Origin of the sequence: Nonomuraea sp. NPDC049637 (assembly GCF_040675235.1) — a bacterium.
Taxonomy (GTDB): domain Bacteria; phylum Actinomycetota; class Actinomycetes; order Streptosporangiales; family Streptosporangiaceae; genus Nonomuraea.
Map to the genome: position 1 here is coordinate 179,502 of NZ_JBFAOM010000006.1, position 17,997 is coordinate 197,498.

Consider the following 17,997-nt stretch of genomic DNA (forward strand, 5'->3'; position numbering starts at 1 on the left):
GGGAGCCCCATGCGCAAGCTGATCATCTTTCTGATCGTGCTGGTCGTCCTCTTCGTCGTGGTCGACCGCGTCGCCGTCGCCGGGGTGGAGCGTGACCTGTCCAACCGGATCGCCGCCGCCACCGACCTCAGCGGCACCCCCAAGGTGACGATCGAGGGCATCCCGTTTCTCACTCAGGCCGTCTCGGGGCACTATCCCGAGGTACGGTTCGATCTCGGCACCCTCACCTACGGAGGCGTGCCGGTGAAGAACCTGCGCGGCGTCGCCTACGACGTGACCGCCCCGCTGTCCGACGTGCTGCAGAACCGTGCCGACGTCCGGGCTGGGCGGGTCACCGTGAGCGGCGTGCTCACCCGGGCCACGATCGACAAGTACGCGCCCCGGGGCATCAAGATCAGCGGCAACGGGCGGCGGCTCGTGGCGTCGGGAGAGGTGACGGTGGGGGTGCAGAAGGTGCAGTTCACCGCCGAGATGCGGGTCGACGTGGCCGACGGCGCCATCAGGCTCCAGGCGGAGAAGATCCAGGGCGTGCCCGACCAGCTCGCCCGCTTCGTCACCTACACGATCCCGTTCAAGGGCGGCCTGCCCTTCGACGTGAAGATCACCGGGGTCAAGAACGTGGCCGACGGATTGGAGTTCTCGGCCGAAGCGTCTGACGTGCCGATCCGTGGATGAGCCTGAACCGCTGCGGCCCCCCGTACGTGATGAGGGCGTGAGCGCAGCAGGCACCGCGGACGAGGAGCTCGTACGCACCCTCTTCGACGAGCACGCCGGTCCACTCTACGGGTACGTGCTGCGACTCACCGGTGATTCCGGACGTGCGGAGGACGTGGTGCAGGAGACGCTGCTGCGGGCCTGGCGGCACCCCGACGCGCTCTCCGGCCGTCCCATCCGGGCCTGGCTGTTCACGGTGGCGCGTAACCTCGTGGTCGACCAGCACCGCGCCAAGAAGGCCAGGCCGCAGGAGACCGGCGACGAGGCCCTCGCGGTGCTGCCTGCCGACGACGAGCTGGAACGGGCGGTCGAGTCGTGGGCCGTGGCCGAGGCGCTGGCCGCGCTGCGGCCCGAGCACCGCGAGGTGCTGCTGGAGGTCTACTACCGGGGGCGATCGGTGAAGGAGGCGTCGGCGACGCTGGGCATACCGCCGGGCACGGTCAAGTCGCGCACCTACTACGCGCTGCGCGCGCTCAAGCTGGCGCTCGAAGAGCGGGGGCTGGCGCCGTGATGACCTGCGAAGAAGTGCGCATCGCCATGGGCGCGCACGCCTTGGGCGCGCTCGAACCCGACGAGGCGCTGGAGATCGACAACCACCTGGCCACCTGCGAGAGCTGCGGTGCCGAGCTGCTCGAACTCGAAGGCGTCGCCGCCTTCCTCGGCAAGGTGTCCGAGCGCGACGTCGAGCTGGTGGCCAGCCCGCCGCGCCAGGTGCTCGACCGGCTGCTCAACGCCCGCGCCAGGCGCCACCGGCGCGGCCGGGTCATGCTGGCCGTGGCCGCCTCCGTCGCGGTGATCGCCGTCGGCGGCACGGTCTGGAGCGTCACCCGGCAGGACGTCACGCAGCAGACCGCGGCCGCGCCCGCGGCCGCCCCCCAGTCCTCCGCGGCCGCGAAGTCGCCGGAGACCGAGGGCTTCGTCGCCAGCGACGCCGCGCCCGACGCCCAGCTCAGGAAGGCCGTCCCGTCGCCGAGCGCGATGCCCACCACGGCCCTGAGCACCACCGGCGACGGCCGGGCGTTCAAGGGCGAGAACCGGGCCAGGGACTACTACGCCACGGTCTACGCCCTGCCCGGCGACGGGCGCACCGAGCTGCTGGTGACCGTGCGGAACGTGCCGGTCGGCACCGCCTGCAGCCTGGCCGTCTACGACGACAGGGGGCGGCGCGAGGTCGCCGGGAGCTGGACCGTCAGCCGCGCGAGCTACCGGGAGGAGACCGTCTTCCAGATGGCGACGCCGGTGCCCATGCGGCGCATCGACCGCTTCGAGGTCGTCGACCGGCGGGGACGCGTCCTGGTGAACGTCGCCGGCCCGGCCAGGAAGTAATCGCGGCCGCCCGTGGTTGGCCCTGAGGTGACGGGTCTGTGGATCGCGCTGGCGACGCTGGCGCTCGGCACGGTGATCGGGGTGGTTCGTCTGCGCCGCGACGGACGGGTGCGCGCGGCGGCCGGGGAACGGCTGACCGCGGACATGCTGGGCGCCGCCATGGGCGAGCGGGCCACGCTGGTGCAGTTCTCGACCGCGTTCTGCCAGCCCTGCCGGGCGACCAGGCGGGTGCTGGCCGACGTGAGCGCGCTCGTGCCCGGGGTGGCGCACGTGGAGATCGACGCCGAGTCCCGGCTCGATCTGGTAAGGCGATTCGACGTCATGCGCACGCCCACTGTGTTTGTGCTGGATCCGTCAGGCAATGTGGTCAAAAAGGCCTCTGGCCAGCCACGGAAGGCTGACGTGCTGGCCGCGCTGGCAGCCGCGATCCCCTCCGGGGAGTCACGGCCGTCTCACGAACTGTCTCAGAACTCGGACGAGATGTGACAGATGGCGAGACGACGAGTAGGGTCGTCGCTATGAACCCGTCGACAGAGCTGCTCACGAAGCGGCGCGCGGTTGATTTCTGCCGCGTGGCCACCGCGCTCTGTCGCGCTGCCTGAGGACGGTCACCGCGGACATCTGGTCCGCCCCAATCGACCCCTTCAGGAGCATCCTGCGATGCGTGCTGATCCCAGAGCGCTGCGCTTCGGCGCGGCCGTCACCACCTTGGTCCTCGCTCTCGTCCTCGTGACGGGGAGCGCGTGGCTGCTCGCCGTCCAGGCGGTGGTCTTCGCGCTGGGAGTCGCGCGCCGCTCGCCGTACACGATGCTCTTCAAGGCGCTCGTCAGGAGCGCGCCGAAGGAGACCGAAGACGCCCGCCCGCCGCGGTTCGCGCAGGGGGTGGGGCTGCTCTTCGCGGTCGCGGGGCTGGCCGGGTTCGCCGCCGGGATCACACCGCTGGCCCTCGGGGCCACGGCCGCGGCTCTCCTCGCCGCCTTCCTCAACGCAGCCTTCGGATTCTGCCTCGGCTGCGAAACGTACCTGCTCATTCGCCGTCTACTGCCCGCCGCCAAAATGGAGGTTTCCCAATGAGCCGCTCCGCCGCCCTGGTGGACGCCGACTGGGTCGAGGCCAACCTCGACACGCCCAACGTCGTACTCGTCGAGGTCGACGAAGACGTCAGCGCCTACGACAAGGGCCACATCCGTGGCGCCGTGAAGGTCGACTGGCGGCAGGACCTGCAGGACCCGGTCCGCCGCGACTTCGTGGACAAGACCGGTTTCGAGGCTCTGCTGTCGGACCGCGGCATTTCCAACGATGACACCGTCGTGCTCTACGGCGGCAACAACAACTGGTTCGCCGCCTACGCCTACTGGTACTTCAAGCTCTACGGCCACCAGGACGTCAAGCTGCTCGACGGCGGGCGCAAGAAGTGGGAGCTCGACTCCCGCGAGCTGGTCCGCGACGTGCCCGAGCGCGCCAAGACCCAGTACGTCGCCCAGGAGCAGGACACCGCGATCCGCGCCTTCCGCGACGACGTGGTCGCCGCGATCGGCAAGCTCAACCTGGTCGACGTGCGCTCGCCCGACGAGTTCACCGGCAAGCTGCTCGCCCCGGCCCACCTCCCGCAGGAGCAGGCGCAGCGCGGCGGCCACGTGCCCACCGCCCGCAACATCCCGTGGTCCAAGGCCGCGAACGACGACGGCACCTTCAAGTCCGACGACGCGCTGCGCGCCCTCTACGGCGAGGCCGGCGTCGACTTCGGCAAGGACACCATCGCCTACTGCCGCATCGGCGAGCGCTCGGCGCACACCTGGTTCGTGCTGCACGAGCTCCTCGACCAGGGCAACGTGAAGAACTACGACGGTTCGTGGACGGAATACGGCTCGCTCGTGGGCGTGCCGATCGAGCTGGGGGAGGCCCGCTGATGACCGCTGCACAGGGTTGCGGAGCGCCGGAGCAGACCATCGCGCTGCCGGCCGGGATCGATCTGTCCAACCAGGCCGTCATCCAGGGCGTGGTGACGGGCGCCACCACCGCCTACGCGCGGCTGCTCGACCACTCCGGCGAGTTCACCGGTGAGGTCGTCGTCTCCGACGACGGCGTCTTCCGCTTCTTCGCCGCGCCCGGCGACTGGACCGTCCGCATCATCGCCGGCGGCGGCGTCACCCGCGACGTTCAGGTGGAGGCCAGGCTGGGTGAGGTCTCCCAGCTCGCGGTCGCCGTCTGAGCCCAGACAGCGCCGAGACGGGGCCCGTGTCCACACCGGTCACGGGCCCCGTTCCCGTTCCGGGCGAGCGCAACGAAACCCGGCGCTGCGGTGTTGTAGAGGGCGTGAGTGGAACCGACTGTCTCGACCCGGTGCGCAAGGCGCTCCTCGACGACCTCGACGAGGGCTTCGCCGAACTGTACGCCGCCCACCGCGGCCTGGTCTTCTCGACCGCGCTGCGGCTGAGCGGGCGCTGGGCCGACGCCGAGGACCTCACCGCCGAGGCGTTCCTGCGGGCGTACCGGGCACTGGCGGGCTACGAGCCCGACCGCCTGGCCGCGCTGCAGCCGCGGGCCTGGCTGATGACGATCCTCATGAACATCTGGCGCAACTGCGCCAGGGCGAAATCCCGCAAACCGCCACCCGACCTGCGTGACGAGCCCGTCGACGAGCCCGACCCCGCCCAGGACGTCGAGGAGGCGGCGGTCCGCAGGGAGACCGGCGACGAGCTGTCGGAGCTGCTCGGCCTGCTGCCCGACGAACAGCGGGCCGCCGTGGTGCTCAGGCACGTCGTCGACCTGCCGGTCAGCGAGATCGCCACCGTGCTCAGGATTCCGCAGGGCACGGTCAAGTCGCACGTGTCGCGAGGGCTGCGGCGGCTGCGCGAACTGGGAGGTGCCCGATGAACGACGATTCACTGCTGGCCGGGCTGGCCGCGCTGGCCACCGACGCGCCCGCCGGACTGCTCGACCGGATCGCCGCCCGCTGGGTGAGCGTGCCCGCGCCGATCGGCGAGCTGCGGGTGGCCTTCACCGACCAGGGCGTGGCGTACGTGCACACCGGCGACGACTTCGCCGCCTCGTTCAGGAAACGCTTCGGCCGGCCGCTGCTGGCCGCCGACCGGCCGCCCGCGGGGCTGGTGCCCGCGCTGCGCACCGGCCGTCTCGGCAAGGTGCCGCTGGACCTGCGCGGCGTCAGCGGCTTCCAGCGTGACGTGCTCGACGCGGTCAGGACGATCCCGAGGGGCGAGGTCAGGCCGTACTCGTGGGTGGCCGAGCAGATCGGGCGTCCGCGGGCCGTACGCGCGGTGGGGACGGCGCTCGGCGCCAACCCGGTGCCGCTGCTCGTGCCGTGCCACCGGGTCGTCAGGTCCGACGGCGTGACCGGCGACTACGTGTTCGGCCGGGTGGCCAAGGAACGGCTGCTGCTGGCCGAGGGCGTCGACCTGGACCGGGTGCGCGCCCTCGCCGGGGAGCGGGTGTTCTACCTGGCCAGCGACACCACCGGCGTGGTGTGCTTCCCGACCTGCCACAACGCCCGCCGGATCACCCCCGCGCACCGGCACGGCTTCCGCAGCGTCGCCCAGGCCAGGGCGGCCGGCTACCGGCCGTGCCGCACCTGCCGGCCGGCTCAGGCGGGCGGCTTGGCCGGGTAACGCATCAGGAGGGTGGCGCGCACGACGTCGGGGCCGTGCGCGCGGTAGCCGTGGGGGACGTCGGCGAGCCAGGAGATGTGGTCGCCCGGCCCGGCCGTGAGCGGCTCGTGGATCGGGCCGGCGCTGAGCGTGCCGGTGAAGACCGTGACGTGCTCGCTCACCCCCTTGTGGTGGGCGGGCGAGGTCTGCGTGACGCCCGGGGGCACGCGGACGCGGTAGAGCTCGTAGGTGACGCTGTCGTCCTCGAAGACCTCCAGCAGGTCGGCCTCGATGGCGGTGCCGCGCATGGTCCGCGGCTCGGGCGGCGAGTCGAGTATCGCCCCGATGGGCACGCCGAGCTGCGCGGTGATCGCCCAGAGCGTCTCCAGCGTGGGGTTGCGGGTGCCGGTCTCGACGCCGGACAGCGTGGCCTTCCCGATGCCCGCCCGCTTGGCGAGCTCGGACAGCGAGACTCCGCGCGCCTGGCGCAGCCGTCGCAGCCGGTCGCCGACGACGGCGGGGTCCTGGTCGAAGGCGGGCAGCGGGTCCATAACGCCATCGTGCCGCACGGCTCGTCCGGTGTGACCGCCTCCCGGGGACCGAATCGTCGTTTCCCGCCTTCGCCACTGCTCAGGAGTGGCCTGGAAACACCCTGGCCACAGGATGTCCACGGGTTGCGGCTGCGGCGTAAGGTACGGACCGCTACGATTCAGCAGATGTCCGGATCGACAGGTGTGATGGCGCCGCCCCGACCTGGGCCTACGCCGGCTCAGCGGATGCCGTCGCCGTACTCGCTGCCCCTGCACGCGCTGCGCCTCGCGGGGAAATGCGCGCTGCCGCTGATCCTCTGGTACGCGGCGGGCCAGGTCGTGCGCTTCGTCCTGCTGTACGCCGCCACCGAACTCGCCTACGGCGACCTGCGACAGCTCCGGCTGGTGGGCACGGTCACCTTCCTGACCCTGATCGTCCTCGCGGCGATGACGGTCACCACGGGCATGCTCTACACCCTGCGCGGCGCGCTGTGGGAGATGCGCGCGAGGAGGGAGGAGGGCGTCGAGGACGAGCGCTTCTTCCGGGTGCTGGACCGGGTGGCCCCCGCCTTCGCCGTGCTCTACCTGTCGTGGGGCTGGCACGTGGAGGACGCCCGCGCCCTGCAGCGCATGGACCTGAACCACCACTTCTACGACATGCAGTCGGCGGCCTGGTTCGGCGAGGAGACCCCCGTCGGCAAGGGCCTCACCGACCTCGACTGGCGGGTCTCGCTGGGCGCGATGGTCGTGCTGTTCGGCCTGAAGTGGCTGTTCGCCAAGCTCGTGGAGCAGGGCAAGGGCAAGCTGTACGGCTTCGGCGCCGCCTTCTCCGAATTCGCCTTCGTCTTCTACGGCCTGAACGCCACCGTCGCCATCGCCGGGCTGCGCTCGGAGTGGGTGGAGCACCGCAGCGTGGTCGCCGGCACCAACGACCTGCTGGAGCAGGCGGAGAAGAGCGTGCCGCTGTGGAAGACGGTCACGGACGCGGTGAGCGACTTCTGGCCGTTCTTCATCGGCGGCGTCGCCGTCCCGCTGGCCTGGCTGACCGTGGCGATGCTGGTGTTCGGCGCCTACTCCGACGAGACCCGCAGCCTGGTCAAGGGCACCCGGCTCGAACGGGGCGTGGACCGGCTGGAGGACAGCCACGACCTCACCAAGAGGACGTTCGACCAGCTCACCGGCGGCTTCCGGGACCGCTGGCTGCCGCTGGCCAACTCCCTGCGGATGATCGCCAAGGGCGGCGCGCCGCTGTTCGGCATGATGTGCCTGAGCTACGTCGCCCTGACCGTGGGCGCCGAGTACGCCGAGCGCGCCGTGGTGACGCTCGTCGGCGCGCAGGCCGACTGGGTGTGGGCGTACAAGCAGGGGCCCCTGGCGTTCGTGAGCGGGCTGGTCGTGACCGTGCTCACCATGGCGCTGCTGGCGGCCACGTACGACCTGGCCGCCACGCGGGCCCGGCTCAGGGGCGAGCCGCTCACCGACGTGTGAACCGCAGCGCGTCCACCTCCGCTTTGCCGACCTTCTCCCGCTTGAAGAAGTCCGCCGTCGGGGTGTCGGAGCGGTAGTCGCTGACCCTGAAGGAGAGCTCGACCTCGTTCGCGACCGGCGTCGGCACGATGGCCATGCCCTCGAACTTGTACTCCTTGCCCAGCTCCAGCCGGTCCGTCGGGCGGTCGCCCGGGGTGAACTCCACCGTCCAGGTCCGGCCGGAGCGGTCCTCCAGCTTGGCCCGGTCCGGCGGGGCGGTCATGGTGGCGCTGGACTCGTCGAGGAGCTTCTGGGTGATGTCCACCTTCAGCCAGGTGACCTCGGGGCCGTGCTTGCTGCCCTCGGGGGCCTGGACGGCCTTCAGGGCCGCCTTCCACTCGATGTGGTGGACCTTGCCCGACTGGCCGGGGGCGACGGCGACCTCGTTGACCTTGACGCCGTCGGTGATGGTCGTGTCGTAGAAGCGGTAGCCGTCGTAGGTGTTGAGGCCCATCGCGACGACGGACGCCACGGCGGCGCCCACGGCGACCAGGATCACCCGGCCGCGCCTGGGCGGGCGGGCGTCCTGCGGGCTCGCCGGCGGCTGCTGCGCGGGGGGCGCCGCGGCTGCGGCCGCGGCCGGGGAGCGCTGCGGGGACGGCATGGCCATGCCGGGCCGGATGGCGGGCAGCGGCTGGGTGCTGCGCCCTGAGGACTCGCGGGGGGCGGGCGGCCACACCTGCTGGTCCGGATGCACGAACCGCCCCCGCCCTGGTCCACCGGGCATCCCCTGGCCGCCGGAAGCCGTGGGCCCACCGGTAGCCGTGGGGCCGCCGGGCATCCCGGCGCCGGCGGGTGCGGCCGGTCCGCCCGGCGTTCCAGGGCCGGGCTGCTGCGCGCCGCCACGGCCGGGAGGCCGCGCGTCGTGACCGGGAGGCGCCCCCGCGGGGCCGGGCGGGGGAGCCGCGTGGCCGGCGAGGGCGGGGCCCGAGGGGTCGGGGCCGTAGCCGGGAGGCGGCGTGGGACGGGCCGGCGGCGGGGTGGCGCGGTCGCGCGGCGAGCCCGTACGGCGGCGTCGGGGCCTGGCGGGCAGCGGCGCCTGCGGCGACGGCGGTATCGATCCGGCTCCGGGCTGCGGCGCAGGCGGCATCGGTCCGGCTCCGGGCTGCGGTGACGGCGGTGACGGCGGGTCCGCGGGTGCGGGGAGAGGTGGGGGAGGTGGGAAGGCCGAGGGGGCCGGGGCGGGGTCCTCGGGGTGGTGGTCGGTCCTGGGGGCGAACCAGTCGCGCTCGTTCGTGCTCACAGTGCGATCACTTCTTGACGGTGGAGTAGACGGCCTGCGGCGAGGCCGCGAGCTTGCGCGCGGCCTCCTCGTCGAGCCCGAGGTCGATCTCGACCTCCGGCTGGAACGGCTCCTCCAGCATCTCGGCCGGCAACCCGAAGATCACCCGCGCCCCCGGCAGCGCCGATGAAGGAACCTCGAAGAAGAACCGCCCGCTGACCCAGATGTCGGGCTGCACCCACGTGTTCGCCAGCGTCAGAGTGCTCGCCACGCGGTCGGTGGCCTGGAACTTCTTGCCGTCCGCGGTCAGCAGTTGCGGCTGCCCCAGGTGGTACGGCTTGAGGCTCGACTTGGCCGAGGCGTTGACCACGAGGAACAGGTTGTCCGTCGTGATGGTCTGGTCGCTGTTCTGGATCGTCCTGGTGGCCAGGAACGAGTCGAGCCGGACGGTGAACCGCCGGGCGTCCACGTCCTCGCCCTTGGCGCCCGTGTAGGTCGCCTTGGCTCTCGCCTCGTTGGCGGAAAGGTGGAACGTCTGCAGCCCGACGGCGGCGGCCGCCAGCAGCAGCCCGGCGCAGGCGTTGAGCACCTTGGAGCCGCCGCCCGGCCCGCGTCCGGCACGGCGGCCGGGACGCTCAGGACGCTCGGGGACGGCCGAGGAACGCGGCTGGGTGGCGGTCATGCCCCCTCACCCGCCTTGACCGGCAGCGTCACGCGGGCCTTCACCTCGGGGTAGTACTTGTTGTCCTTCTCCTTGGCGACCATCTTCCAGCGCAGCTGCTCGTCCTGGAAACCGGAGACGTACTCGAAGGTGGCCACGTCGAGCGTGATCTTGTCCGGAGGACGTTCGGTCGCGCCGAGCCGGTACCGGACGAGCACCTGGCTGGTCACGCCGGGGTGGAGCTGCCGGGTCTCGTCGCCCTTGTCCAGGGCGTAGACGAAGGGCCCCGACTCCTTCGGGAACTTGGGGCTGATGGCGACGAGCGAGTCGGCGAAGAACATGCCGAGCCACGCCTTGTCCGGCTCGGCGGGGTCGGGGGGCAGGCCGACGCTGGAGGTCTCGTCGCCCTTGTTGGTGACCTCGAAGACCAGCTCCACGAACCGCTTGTCCTCGTCGAACTGCGTCTTGGCCCGCTCGACCTTGACCCGCGACTCGACGAAGCGCGTGGAGTAACGGCCCTGGTCGAGCGTCGCGCCCTGGCCGAGCAGGTCCGGGCCCTTGTCGGGGGCCTCGTTCAACCCGCCCAGCAAGGCCGTGATGCCGACGGCCGTGACCGCCACGAGAGCCACGATGGGCACCGCCACCGGGCGTCTCGGCCTCGTGCTGTCGCCGGAGGGTTCCGTCATGGGTATGGATGGTAATAGGTCACGGTTGCCCCATCTGCCGCAATGGTCCCTTCTGGCGGGGGGAATTGCCGCGAACCCTGCCGCTACGGGGGTGGAAGCTCATACGCTGTCACGGAGCGGAAAAGGGCTGGCCCCTGCAACTAACGACATATCGCGGCCGGAGGGTCACGTGGCGGACGTGCATCCCGAGCATGCCCAGCTCCAGGCGGACCGCATCTACCTGGGGTGGCAGTACATCCTGCTGCATCCCGACCCGGGGCCGCCGCCCAAGCGTCCCTCGCCCGAGAAGGAGCCGGCGCCGGACGCGGAGTCGTCCGGCCGGCGGGCGGCCGAGGCACTGCGCCGCGAGCGGCTCCAGGAGGACATGCTCAACCGGCCCGTACGCGCCATCCGGGCCATCAGCCTGACCATGTCCGCGCTGATCCTCGTGGCCGCGGTCAGCGGCTACCTCGGGTGGTCGTTCGCGCTCCTCGGGCTGGTCGCGGCCGGCGGCGTGGCCGGCATCTGCACCTACGCCCTGCTCCAGGGCGACCGGGCGGTCCGCTACCGAGTGCTCGAACAGCAGGCCAGGGACGACCGGCAACGTCAGGAACGTGACAAAGAGCTGTTCCGCGCCCAGGAGGAGCACGCCCGGCGCTACCGCGACTGGCAGGAGTCGAAGGAACGCCACGAACGCCAGCTCACCTGGTACGCCGTCGCCGTCCCCGACGAGATCGACCGCATCGACGTGGCCGGCGGCACGCTGCCCGGCTGGTCCGCGCTCATCACCCTGCTCGGCGCCACCCGGCTCTACAGCGGCGGCCACCTGACCGTGCTCGACCTGTCGGAGGGCGCGATCGCCAAAGACCTGATCGAGCTGGCCCGCAAGGGCGGCGACGACCCGCTGGTCTGGGTGCTGCCGGTCGACCTGCCGAAGCTCGACCTCGGGGCCACGCTCAAGCCGGAGGCGTTCGCCGACGTGCTGGCCCACGTGGTGAGCGTGAGCGAGGAGCACCGCACCACCCGCGACCTCAGCTTCGACAACGCCATCCTGGAACGGGTGCTCGAAGTGCTCGGCGAGAACGCCACCATCAGCCAGGTCACCGCCGCCCTGCGGGCCCTGGCCCAGGTCGGCGACCCGCGGGACGACCTGCGCTTCGGCCTGATCACCGCGACCCAGCTCGAACGCATCGGCACGCTGTTCGGCCGCGGCGTGAGCGACCGGGTGGTGATCGAGCGTGCCTGGGCCCTGGAGTCGCAGCTGCGCAAGCTGGAGACGCTCGGCACCCAGGCGGTGCGGCTGCCGCCCGCCCGGCTGCGCGTGGTGAGCATGGACCGGCAGGCCGGCGTGTTCGGCAACCGGGTGCTCGGCACGTACGTGGCCACCGCGCTCACCCACATCCTGCGCCAGTCGCCCGCCTCCGACCGGCCCTGGTACCACACGATCATCGTGGCGGGCGCCGACAAGCTCCGCGGCGACGTGCTCGACCGGCTCATGGACGCGTGCGAGACCTCGCGTACCGGGCTGGTGCTGACGTACCGGAGCCTGACCCCCACCGTGAAGGAGCGGCTGGGGCGCGGCCACGCGGCCGTGGCGTTCATGCGCCTCGGCAACGCCGAGGACGCCCGGGTCGCCAGCGAGCATGTCGGCACCGAGCACCGGCTGGAGCTGGCCCAGCTCACCGAGACGATCAGCGACGCCCTGCCGGGCCTCGACGGCGGCTACACCTCCACCATCTCCCAGGTGGACGACGCCCGCCATGACCGCGGCGACGGCCACGCCGACCTGGTCGAGGACATCACCGAGTCCACCGAGTGGGGCCGGACGGCCGACAAGATCTCCGAGACCGAGCGCGTGCTCCACCGCTCGCGCGAGTTCCTGGTCGAGCCGCACCAGCTCCAGCAGCTCCCCACGACGTCCGTGATCGTCACCGACGCGACCGCCGAGGGCAGGCGGGTGCGGCTGGCCGACGCCAACCCGGCCATCCTCACCTTCCCCAAGACCACGCTCGGCGACCTGGAGGAGGTGCGCGAGGCCGTGCTGGCCCTGGAGGCGAAGGACGAGGGCGAGGAGCCGCCACCCAACCTCGGGCCACCACCGCCACGCCTTGACTGGCGCAAGGGCAGGCAATGACCTGGTCAAGGGCGTGGTGAGGAGCTGACGATCAGCGGGATTTTACTGAGAACCGACTGTGGGGGAATTGAAGATGCAGCCGAGTGTCTCGCTGAGCGGGCCCTGGTATCGGATCCAGTCGATCGCCGCACCCTCGCGAAGCTCGTCGGCGGAATGGGATTTCGTCACCGTGCTGCCCGCCGTGTTGTCGGCGGCGCAGCGTGACCGGCCGTTCGTCATCGGGTGGCTGTCGCGGGGTTCCGGCGCGCCGCTCGAACTGATCACCAATGCCGGCCCGCTCTCGCCGCCGCGCCAGCCGCGCCGGGCGACCGACGTGCCCGGCCTGCCGACCGGGCCCCAGCCGCTGCTGTTCCCGGGCGGCGCGCGGGGGATCGAGCTGGACGAGGAGTACCTGGCCGACCTCGCCGACCTGGTCTGGACGCCGTGCCCCGGCCGGCAGGCGCCGCCGCTGGGCGGGCGGGGGCGCGAGTTCGCCGGGTCCGACCCCGACGAGCTGAAGCGGCCCACGCTGTTCGAGTCGACGCTGGTCACGCTCATGTCGCGGCCGTTCGCCTGGCTGGTGGTGGCCGAGCCGACCGACCTGCTCGACGCCGAGGTGGCGCACCTGCGCACCCAGCTCAACGTCCTGCGGCAGTACGGCGACGCCTCCGAGCGCTCCCGGTTCGACGCCGAGCGGGCCGAGCGCCGCATGCAGGAGCTCGACGCCTTCCGCGAGGCCGGCCTGTGGAACGTGCGCGTGCTGGCCGGCGGGGCCACCGCCGAGGAGCTGCGGCAGATCGCGCCCGTGCTCGTCGGGTCGGTCGAGATGAGCCACCACCCGTACCGGCTGCGCAGCGCGCACGGCGCGGTCTACGCGCTGTCGGAGGCCCTGGCCATCACCATGCAGGACCCGGCCGACGGCGCCGCCGCGCCCTTCGCGGCCACCGCCGGGGCGCTCGCCGCGCTGGCCGGGCTGCCCAGGCGCGAGGTGCCCGGCGTACGCGTGCTCGACTCCGGCTTCTTCGACGTGACGTCCGAGGCCGACGGCGGCGAGCTGGAGCTGGGCGAGATCCTCGACGGCCAGGACAGAGGCGTGGGCAGCTTCCGGGTGCCCCTGGCCACGCTCAACAGGCACGCCTTCGTCACCGGCGCGACCGGCTCGGGCAAGTCCCAGACCGTCCGGCACCTGCTGGAGCAGCTCAGCGAGGCGCGCATCCCGTGGCTGGCCATCGAGCCGGCCAAGTCCGAGTACGCGGCCATGGCCGGCCGCATCGCCGACCCGGTGACGGTGATCAACCCCTCGGCCCCGGAGGGCGTGCCGCTCAGCGTCAACCCGCTCGAACCCGAGCCCGGCTACCCCGTCCAGGCGCACATCGACATGATTCGGGCGCTGTTCATGGCCGCCTTCGACGCCGAGGAGCCGTTCCCGCAGATCATGTCGCTGTCCCTGCAACGGGTCTACGAGGCCACCGGCTGGGACGTCGTGACCGGCGGCGCCGTGCCCGGCTCGAACGTCCCGCCCAGCGTGCCGACGCTCGAACAGCTCCAGCAGCACGCCATGGACGTCATCAAGGAGATCGGCTACGGCCGCGAGGTCCAGGCCGACGTCGAGGGCTTCATCTCGCTCCGGCTGCGGTCGTTGCGGGTCGGCTCGGCCGGGCGCTTCTTCGAGGGCGGCCACCCGGCCGACATCGGCGGCCTGCTGGAACGCAACGTCGTCCTGGCCATCGAGGACGTCGCCAACGACGAGGACAAGGCGTTCCTCATGGGCACGCTGATCATCCGGATCGTCGAGCACCTGCGCATGCGGGCCAGGAAGGAGAAGTCGGCCGGGCTGCGGCACGTCATCGTGATCGAGGAGGCCCACCGGCTGCTGCGCGACCGCGGCCACGGCCGGGCCTCCACGCACGCCGTCGAGCTGCTGGCCGGCCTGCTCGCCGAGATCAGGGCGTACGGCGAGGGCATCGTGGTGGCCGAGCAGATCCCGACCAAGCTGGTCTCCGACGTCGTGAAGAACACCGCGCTGAAGGTCGTCCACCGGCTGCCCGCCGAGGACGACAGGAAGCTCGTCGGCGCGGCCATGAACCTCAGCGACGAGCAGTCCAGGCACGTCGTCTCGCTCCAGCCGGGCTCGGCCGCGGTCTTCGCCGACGGCATGGACCGGCCGCTGCGGGTGCGCGTCCCGCTGGGCGAGTCGCGGGAGAAGCCGCTGCCGGGCCCCCAGCCGCCCATCCGCGGGCGCAGGTCGGCCGCGTGCGGGGCGCAGTGCCGTACCGGCCAGGCGTGCACCCTGGTGGAGCTCAGGGAGGCCGACGTGCTCGCCGACGGGCCCGACTGGGCCTGGCTGCGCATCTGGTGCGACACGGTCGTGCTCGCCTTCGTCAGCAACCGGCCGCTGCCCGGCGTGCCGCGCGCCCTGTCGGCCGCCTGGAGCGAGCTGCCCGCCCGCCGCCGCGAGTGCCTGCTGGCCACGCTGGTCGAACGCGCCGTCCAGCGGCGGGCCTGGTCGTTGCGGAGCTGGTTCGACCCGGCGCTGCTCACCGAGAAGGCCGCCGAGGTCGCCGCGCGGCTGCTGTCGGGGGCCGAGCCCGGCGGCGATCGTCCGGGCGCGTCGTGGGTGATCCCGCAGGTGCGCTGGCTGCACGAGGTCGACCGGCTCTTCCCGTACGGCCAGCCTGCCCCCAACCTGCGCAGCCCGGCCCCGCCCATGGAGTACGCCCTGTTCCGCCAGTCCAACGGCAACGGCACGGCCGACCTGGTGCACGCCGAGCTGCTCGGCCACCGCGCCAAGGCCCTGCGCCACCACCCGCTGTCCATGGAGGTGGACCACAACCGGGCCCTGGCCTGGCGGGTCATCCTGGGCGACGACGAGAACGAGAGCGTGCAGCGCGACATCACGAACGTGGCGATCGGCATCGAGGCGTCGGCCAGGATCAGGCACGTCGGCCAGACGATGGGCGCGGGCTGGCTGGAGGGGGTGCTGTCGTGGCCGCAGCGGTTCGTCCTGCCGTTCGACCACGGGGGCGCCCCGGAGATCGCCTTCGTCGACGCCCCCTCGGCCTGACGCCCCCTGCACCCTGGAGCTCCCTGGAGCTCGCCCGGGGGCGGGTCAGCGGTCGCGGCGGCGTTCGAGGCGTTTGCGGCGGGCCACCTCGCGCTTGTGCTCGGCCAGCTCGCGCCGCCGCTCCCGCCGTCCCTGCGCGGCCTGCTGCTTGCGGCTCTCCAGCTCCAGCCGCATCGCCTCCTGCGCGGCCGTGCTCCGTACGGACACCTGGGCGGCGGCCCGCGCCGCCAGCTTGGCCGCCCGCTTGGGGTTGACCCGCCGCTCGCGCTCCCCGCCGGCCACGGCGGGCGCGGCATGGGCCTGCTCCAGCAGCGAAACGCCATGGCGCATGAGGAACGCGTGCAGCTCGGGATCGGTGGGCTCGGACCCGAGGGTGAACCGGGTCGCCCGCAGCCGCCCGCCCTCGGCGACCTCCAGCACCCCGACCCAGAACGGGCCGTCCAAATAGACCGACAACGTGACCATCTTCTCCGCCCTTCACCAGACATGCCGGGAAAGCGACCTGGACAGGCCGCTTCCGGCACACCGGACATCCCTGGAAGGGCGGATACGTGATGCTTCGCCCGGGCTACCAACCGGGCCGCGTTTTCGTGTGCAACTCCAGAGTAGGACTCAACGGCGACTAGGATCCATGTGCATGACCCAGCTTCCTCTGCGGGCTCAGCTCGCCAGCGCCCTGGGACGCAGTGCCGCCACGCTCTCGCGGATGACCGGGCGCGGTGACGGCTCGGTGATCGGCGGCAGGGTGGGCCTGATGCTCGAGCCCGACCTCCTGCGCAAGCTGGCCCGCGACCGCAAGCTGGCCCTGGTCAGCGCCACCAACGGCAAGACCACCACGACCAGGTTGATCACCTCCGCGCTGCTGGAGATGGGCGAGGTCGCCACCAACGCCTTCGGCGCCAACATGCCGGCGGGCCACGTCTCGGCGCTCTCCCAGCACAAGGGCGCCCCTTACGGCGTGCTGGAGGTCGACGAGAAGTACCTGCCGGAGGTGCTCGACACCACCGGCGCCGGCGTCGTCTGCCTGATGAACCTCAGCCGCGACCAGATGGACCGCGCGGCCGAGATCTGGCTGCTCGCCCAGAAGTGGCGCAGGGCGCTGTCGGGCAGGCCCACCCACGTCATCGCCAACTGCGACGACCCCCTCGTCACCTGGGGGGCCTCCACGGCCGCCAAGGTCACCTGGGTCGCCGGCGGGCAGCGCTGGAAGGAGGACTCCTGGTGCTGCCCCGAGTGCGGCGGCCCCCTCGACCGCAAGGACGCCGACTGGTCCTGCCGTGAGTGCACCTTCCATCGTCCAGAGCCGCAGTGGGTGCTCGACGACGACGTCGCCATCGACCCGCGCGGGCAGCGCTGGCTGCTCGACATCCAGCTCCCCGGCCTGGCCAACCGCTCCAACGCGGTGATGGCACTGGCCGTGGCCGAGGCGTTCGGGCTGCCCGCCGACCGGGCGCTGCCCCGGCTGCGCGAGGTCACCTCGGTGGCCGGCCGCTACACCACGGTCGAGCGCGAGGGCCGCCACGCACGGCTGCTGCTGGCCAAGAACCCGGCGGGCTGGCTGGAGGCCTTCGACGTCGCCGACCCGCAGCTGCCGATCATCCTGTCGGTCAACGCGCAGGGCCCCGACGGCCGCGACACCTCGTGGTTGTGGGACGTCGACTACCGCATCCTGCGCGGCCGTCCGGTCTTCGTCACCGGTGAGCGGCGGCTCGACCTCGCGCTCCGGCTCGACGTGGCCGACGTGCCGTTCACGTTGTGCAGCTCCTTCTCCGAGGCGCTGGCCATGCAGCCGCCCGGCCGGGTCGACGTGATCGCCAACTACACCGCCTTCCAGCAGATCCGATCGGAGTTCGGACGTGCCGTCTGACAGCGCCCTCAGCATCGTCTGGATCTACCCCGACCTGCTGAGCACCTACGGCGACCAGGGCAACGTGCTCGTCCTGGAGCAGCGTGCGCAGCGCCGGGGCATCGAGGTCGAGACCGTCTACGTCCGCTCGGCCGACCCCGTGCCGGAGACCGGCGACATCTACCTGATCGGCGGCGGCGAAGACCGTCCGCAGATCCTGGCCGCCCAGCGCCTGCGCCGCGACGGCGGGCTCCAGCGGGCCATCGCGCGGGGCGCGGCGATGCTGGCCGTGTGCGCCGGCTACCAGATCATGGGCAGCACGTTCGGCGGCGAGGAGGGCCAGCCGGTCGACGGCATCGGCCTGCTCGACATCGCCAGCTCGCGCGGCCCCGCCCGGGCCGTGGGCGAGCTGGTCGCCGAGGTCGACGCCGCGCTCAACCTGCCCACGCTGACCGGCTTCGAGAACCACATGGGCGTCACGCACCTCGGCCCTGGCGTGCGGCCGTTGTCCAAGACGGTCGCCGGGGTCGGCAACGGCGACGGCTTCGAGGGCTGCTACGCGGGCCACGTGGTGGGCACGTACCTGCACGGCCCGGCCCTGGCGCGCAACCCGGCCCTGGCCGACCTGCTGCTGTCGTGGCGCGTGGGCGAGCTGACGCCGCTCGACGACTCCCGCTACGAGGCCCTGCGCCAGGAGCGGCTGAGCACCGTCCTGTCCGGCTGA

At 72.2% G+C, this 17,997-nt stretch carries 20 protein-coding genes; 15 read left to right on the top strand and 5 right to left on the bottom strand.

Translation table 11 applies throughout. The features are described from left to right. Positions 1 to 9 precede the first annotated feature (9 nt). The 10 genes from AB0J71_RS11335 to AB0J71_RS11380 all read left to right on the top strand — a co-directional run bounded on the left by AB0J71_RS11335 (position 10) and on the right by AB0J71_RS11380 (position 5,666). Positions 10 to 675: a DUF2993 domain-containing protein gene (locus AB0J71_RS11335; protein WP_352319776.1), complete on the top strand. Its 666-nt coding sequence runs from the start codon at positions 10 to 12 to the stop codon at positions 673 to 675. Between the two features lie 37 nt (positions 676 to 712). Then, positions 713 to 1,225, top strand: coding sequence for a sigma-70 family RNA polymerase sigma factor (locus AB0J71_RS11340; protein ID WP_125643242.1), 513 nt, complete (start codon positions 713 to 715; stop codon positions 1,223 to 1,225). After that, positions 1,225 to 2,040 (top strand): zf-HC2 domain-containing protein, encoded by an 816-nt coding sequence (locus tag AB0J71_RS11345; protein WP_352319774.1) that lies wholly within the window; start codon positions 1,225 to 1,227, stop codon positions 2,038 to 2,040. The genes AB0J71_RS11340 and AB0J71_RS11345 overlap by 1 nt, the downstream gene beginning before the upstream one ends. A gap of 144 nt (positions 2,041 to 2,184) precedes the next feature. Further along, a complete protein-coding gene (locus AB0J71_RS11350; protein ID WP_352319846.1) occupies positions 2,185 to 2,526 on the top strand; it encodes a thioredoxin family protein in 342 nt (113 codons plus the stop codon). A 32-nt stretch (positions 2,527 to 2,558) separates the two neighbouring features. Further along, entirely contained in the window at positions 2,559 to 2,642 is an 84-nt protein-coding gene (locus AB0J71_RS11355) for a putative leader peptide (protein WP_350668905.1), read from the top strand. 58 nt (positions 2,643 to 2,700) lie between these two features. Continuing rightward, positions 2,701 to 3,114, top strand: coding sequence for a DUF4395 domain-containing protein (locus AB0J71_RS11360; protein WP_352319773.1), 414 nt, complete (start codon positions 2,701 to 2,703; stop codon positions 3,112 to 3,114). Beyond that, positions 3,111 to 3,950 carry a sulfurtransferase gene (locus AB0J71_RS11365; protein ID WP_352319771.1) on the top strand — a complete coding sequence of 280 codons (840 nt, stop codon included), beginning with the start codon at positions 3,111 to 3,113 and terminating at the stop codon, positions 3,948 to 3,950. Before AB0J71_RS11360 ends, AB0J71_RS11365 begins: the two co-directional genes overlap by 4 nt. Beyond that, positions 3,950 to 4,252 carry a DUF1416 domain-containing protein gene (locus AB0J71_RS11370; RefSeq protein ID WP_352319769.1) on the top strand — a complete coding sequence of 101 codons (303 nt, stop codon included), beginning with the start codon at positions 3,950 to 3,952 and terminating at the stop codon, positions 4,250 to 4,252. The genes AB0J71_RS11365 and AB0J71_RS11370 overlap by 1 nt, the downstream gene beginning before the upstream one ends. 104 nt (positions 4,253 to 4,356) lie before the next feature. Next, entirely contained in the window at positions 4,357 to 4,917 is a 561-nt protein-coding gene (locus tag AB0J71_RS11375) for a sigma-70 family RNA polymerase sigma factor (protein ID WP_352319767.1), read from the top strand. Beyond that, complete coding sequence (locus AB0J71_RS11380) at positions 4,914 to 5,666, top strand: methylated-DNA--[protein]-cysteine S-methyltransferase (protein ID WP_352319765.1); 753 nt, start codon at positions 4,914 to 4,916, stop codon at positions 5,664 to 5,666. Before AB0J71_RS11375 ends, AB0J71_RS11380 begins: the two co-directional genes overlap by 4 nt. Here AB0J71_RS11380 and AB0J71_RS11385 read toward each other — a convergent pair. Further along, a complete protein-coding gene (locus tag AB0J71_RS11385; protein ID WP_352319763.1) occupies positions 5,642 to 6,196 on the bottom strand; it encodes an XRE family transcriptional regulator in 555 nt (184 codons plus the stop codon). The two genes, AB0J71_RS11380 and AB0J71_RS11385, sit on opposite strands and share 25 nt — an antisense overlap. 225 nt (positions 6,197 to 6,421) lie before the next feature. Between AB0J71_RS11385 and AB0J71_RS11390 the strand changes: the two genes are divergently transcribed. Beyond that, complete coding sequence (locus tag AB0J71_RS11390) at positions 6,422 to 7,663, top strand: hypothetical protein (protein WP_364413885.1); 1,242 nt, start codon at positions 6,422 to 6,424, stop codon at positions 7,661 to 7,663. Here AB0J71_RS11390 and AB0J71_RS11395 read toward each other — a convergent pair. The 3 genes from AB0J71_RS11395 to AB0J71_RS11405 form a co-directional block, all read right to left on the bottom strand. After that, positions 7,650 to 8,399 carry a hypothetical protein gene (locus tag AB0J71_RS11395; RefSeq protein ID WP_364413887.1) on the bottom strand — a complete coding sequence of 250 codons (750 nt, stop codon included), beginning with the start codon at positions 8,397 to 8,399 and terminating at the stop codon, positions 7,650 to 7,652. The genes AB0J71_RS11390 and AB0J71_RS11395 overlap by 14 nt on opposite strands. Before the next feature lie 553 nt (positions 8,400 to 8,952). Further along, entirely contained in the window at positions 8,953 to 9,606 is a 654-nt protein-coding gene (locus tag AB0J71_RS11400) for a hypothetical protein (RefSeq protein ID WP_352319757.1), read from the bottom strand. Next, positions 9,603 to 10,271, bottom strand: coding sequence for a hypothetical protein (locus AB0J71_RS11405; RefSeq protein WP_352319755.1), 669 nt, complete (start codon positions 10,269 to 10,271; stop codon positions 9,603 to 9,605). Before AB0J71_RS11405 ends, AB0J71_RS11400 begins: the two co-directional genes overlap by 4 nt. Before the next feature lie 169 nt (positions 10,272 to 10,440). Between AB0J71_RS11405 and AB0J71_RS11410 the strand changes: the two genes are divergently transcribed. Then, on the top strand, positions 10,441 to 12,384 hold the full coding sequence (locus tag AB0J71_RS11410; RefSeq protein WP_364388308.1) for a hypothetical protein: 1,944 nt from the start codon (positions 10,441 to 10,443) through the stop codon (positions 12,382 to 12,384). Between the two features lie 73 nt (positions 12,385 to 12,457). Continuing rightward, positions 12,458 to 15,427, top strand: a complete 2,970-nt coding sequence (locus tag AB0J71_RS11415) for an ATP-binding protein (protein WP_352319751.1) — start codon at positions 12,458 to 12,460, stop codon at positions 15,425 to 15,427. Between the two features lie 45 nt (positions 15,428 to 15,472). Here the strand turns inward: AB0J71_RS11415 and AB0J71_RS11420 are convergent, their stop codons facing one another. Continuing rightward, the gene (locus tag AB0J71_RS11420; protein ID WP_364413889.1) at positions 15,473 to 15,883 is read right to left on the bottom strand and encodes a YjdF family protein; all 411 of its coding nucleotides are present in this window, start codon (positions 15,881 to 15,883) and stop codon (positions 15,473 to 15,475) included. Positions 15,884 to 16,064: 181 nt separating this feature from the next. Between AB0J71_RS11420 and AB0J71_RS11425 the strand changes: the two genes are divergently transcribed. Together AB0J71_RS11425 and AB0J71_RS11430 are read left to right on the top strand one after the other, a co-directional pair. After that, positions 16,065 to 17,294: a MurT ligase domain-containing protein gene (locus AB0J71_RS11425; protein WP_352319747.1), complete on the top strand. Its 1,230-nt coding sequence runs from the start codon at positions 16,065 to 16,067 to the stop codon at positions 17,292 to 17,294. Beyond that, positions 17,284 to 17,997: a glutamine amidotransferase gene (locus AB0J71_RS11430; protein ID WP_352319745.1), complete on the top strand. Its 714-nt coding sequence runs from the start codon at positions 17,284 to 17,286 to the stop codon at positions 17,995 to 17,997. Before AB0J71_RS11425 ends, AB0J71_RS11430 begins: the two co-directional genes overlap by 11 nt.

What these genes read in the sequence shown, in the direction of transcription:
- AB0J71_RS11335 (WP_352319776.1), top strand. Translation starts at nt 10, where the DNA reads ATGCGCAAGCTGATCATCTTTCTGATCGTGCTGGTCGTCCTCTTCGTC.
- AB0J71_RS11345 (WP_352319774.1), top strand. Translation starts at nt 1,225, where the DNA reads ATGACCTGCGAAGAAGTGCGCATCGCCATGGGCGCGCACGCCTTGGGC.
- AB0J71_RS11350 (WP_352319846.1), top strand. Translation starts at nt 2,185, where the DNA reads ATGCTGGGCGCCGCCATGGGCGAGCGGGCCACGCTGGTGCAGTTCTCG.
- AB0J71_RS11355 (WP_350668905.1), top strand. Translation starts at nt 2,559, where the DNA reads ATGAACCCGTCGACAGAGCTGCTCACGAAGCGGCGCGCGGTTGATTTC.
- AB0J71_RS11360 (WP_352319773.1), top strand. Translation starts at nt 2,701, where the DNA reads ATGCGTGCTGATCCCAGAGCGCTGCGCTTCGGCGCGGCCGTCACCACC.
- AB0J71_RS11365 (WP_352319771.1), top strand. Translation starts at nt 3,111, where the DNA reads ATGAGCCGCTCCGCCGCCCTGGTGGACGCCGACTGGGTCGAGGCCAAC.
- AB0J71_RS11370 (WP_352319769.1), top strand. Translation starts at nt 3,950, where the DNA reads ATGACCGCTGCACAGGGTTGCGGAGCGCCGGAGCAGACCATCGCGCTG.
- AB0J71_RS11380 (WP_352319765.1), top strand. Translation starts at nt 4,914, where the DNA reads ATGAACGACGATTCACTGCTGGCCGGGCTGGCCGCGCTGGCCACCGAC.
- AB0J71_RS11385 (WP_352319763.1), bottom strand. Translation starts at nt 6,196, where the DNA reads ATGGACCCGCTGCCCGCCTTCGACCAGGACCCCGCCGTCGTCGGCGAC.
- AB0J71_RS11390 (WP_364413885.1), top strand. Translation starts at nt 6,422, where the DNA reads ATGCCGTCGCCGTACTCGCTGCCCCTGCACGCGCTGCGCCTCGCGGGG.
- AB0J71_RS11400 (WP_352319757.1), bottom strand. Translation starts at nt 9,606, where the DNA reads ATGACCGCCACCCAGCCGCGTTCCTCGGCCGTCCCCGAGCGTCCTGAG.
- AB0J71_RS11405 (WP_352319755.1), bottom strand. Translation starts at nt 10,271, where the DNA reads ATGACGGAACCCTCCGGCGACAGCACGAGGCCGAGACGCCCGGTGGCG.
- AB0J71_RS11415 (WP_352319751.1), top strand. Translation starts at nt 12,458, where the DNA reads ATGCAGCCGAGTGTCTCGCTGAGCGGGCCCTGGTATCGGATCCAGTCG.
- AB0J71_RS11425 (WP_352319747.1), top strand. Translation starts at nt 16,065, where the DNA reads ATGACCCAGCTTCCTCTGCGGGCTCAGCTCGCCAGCGCCCTGGGACGC.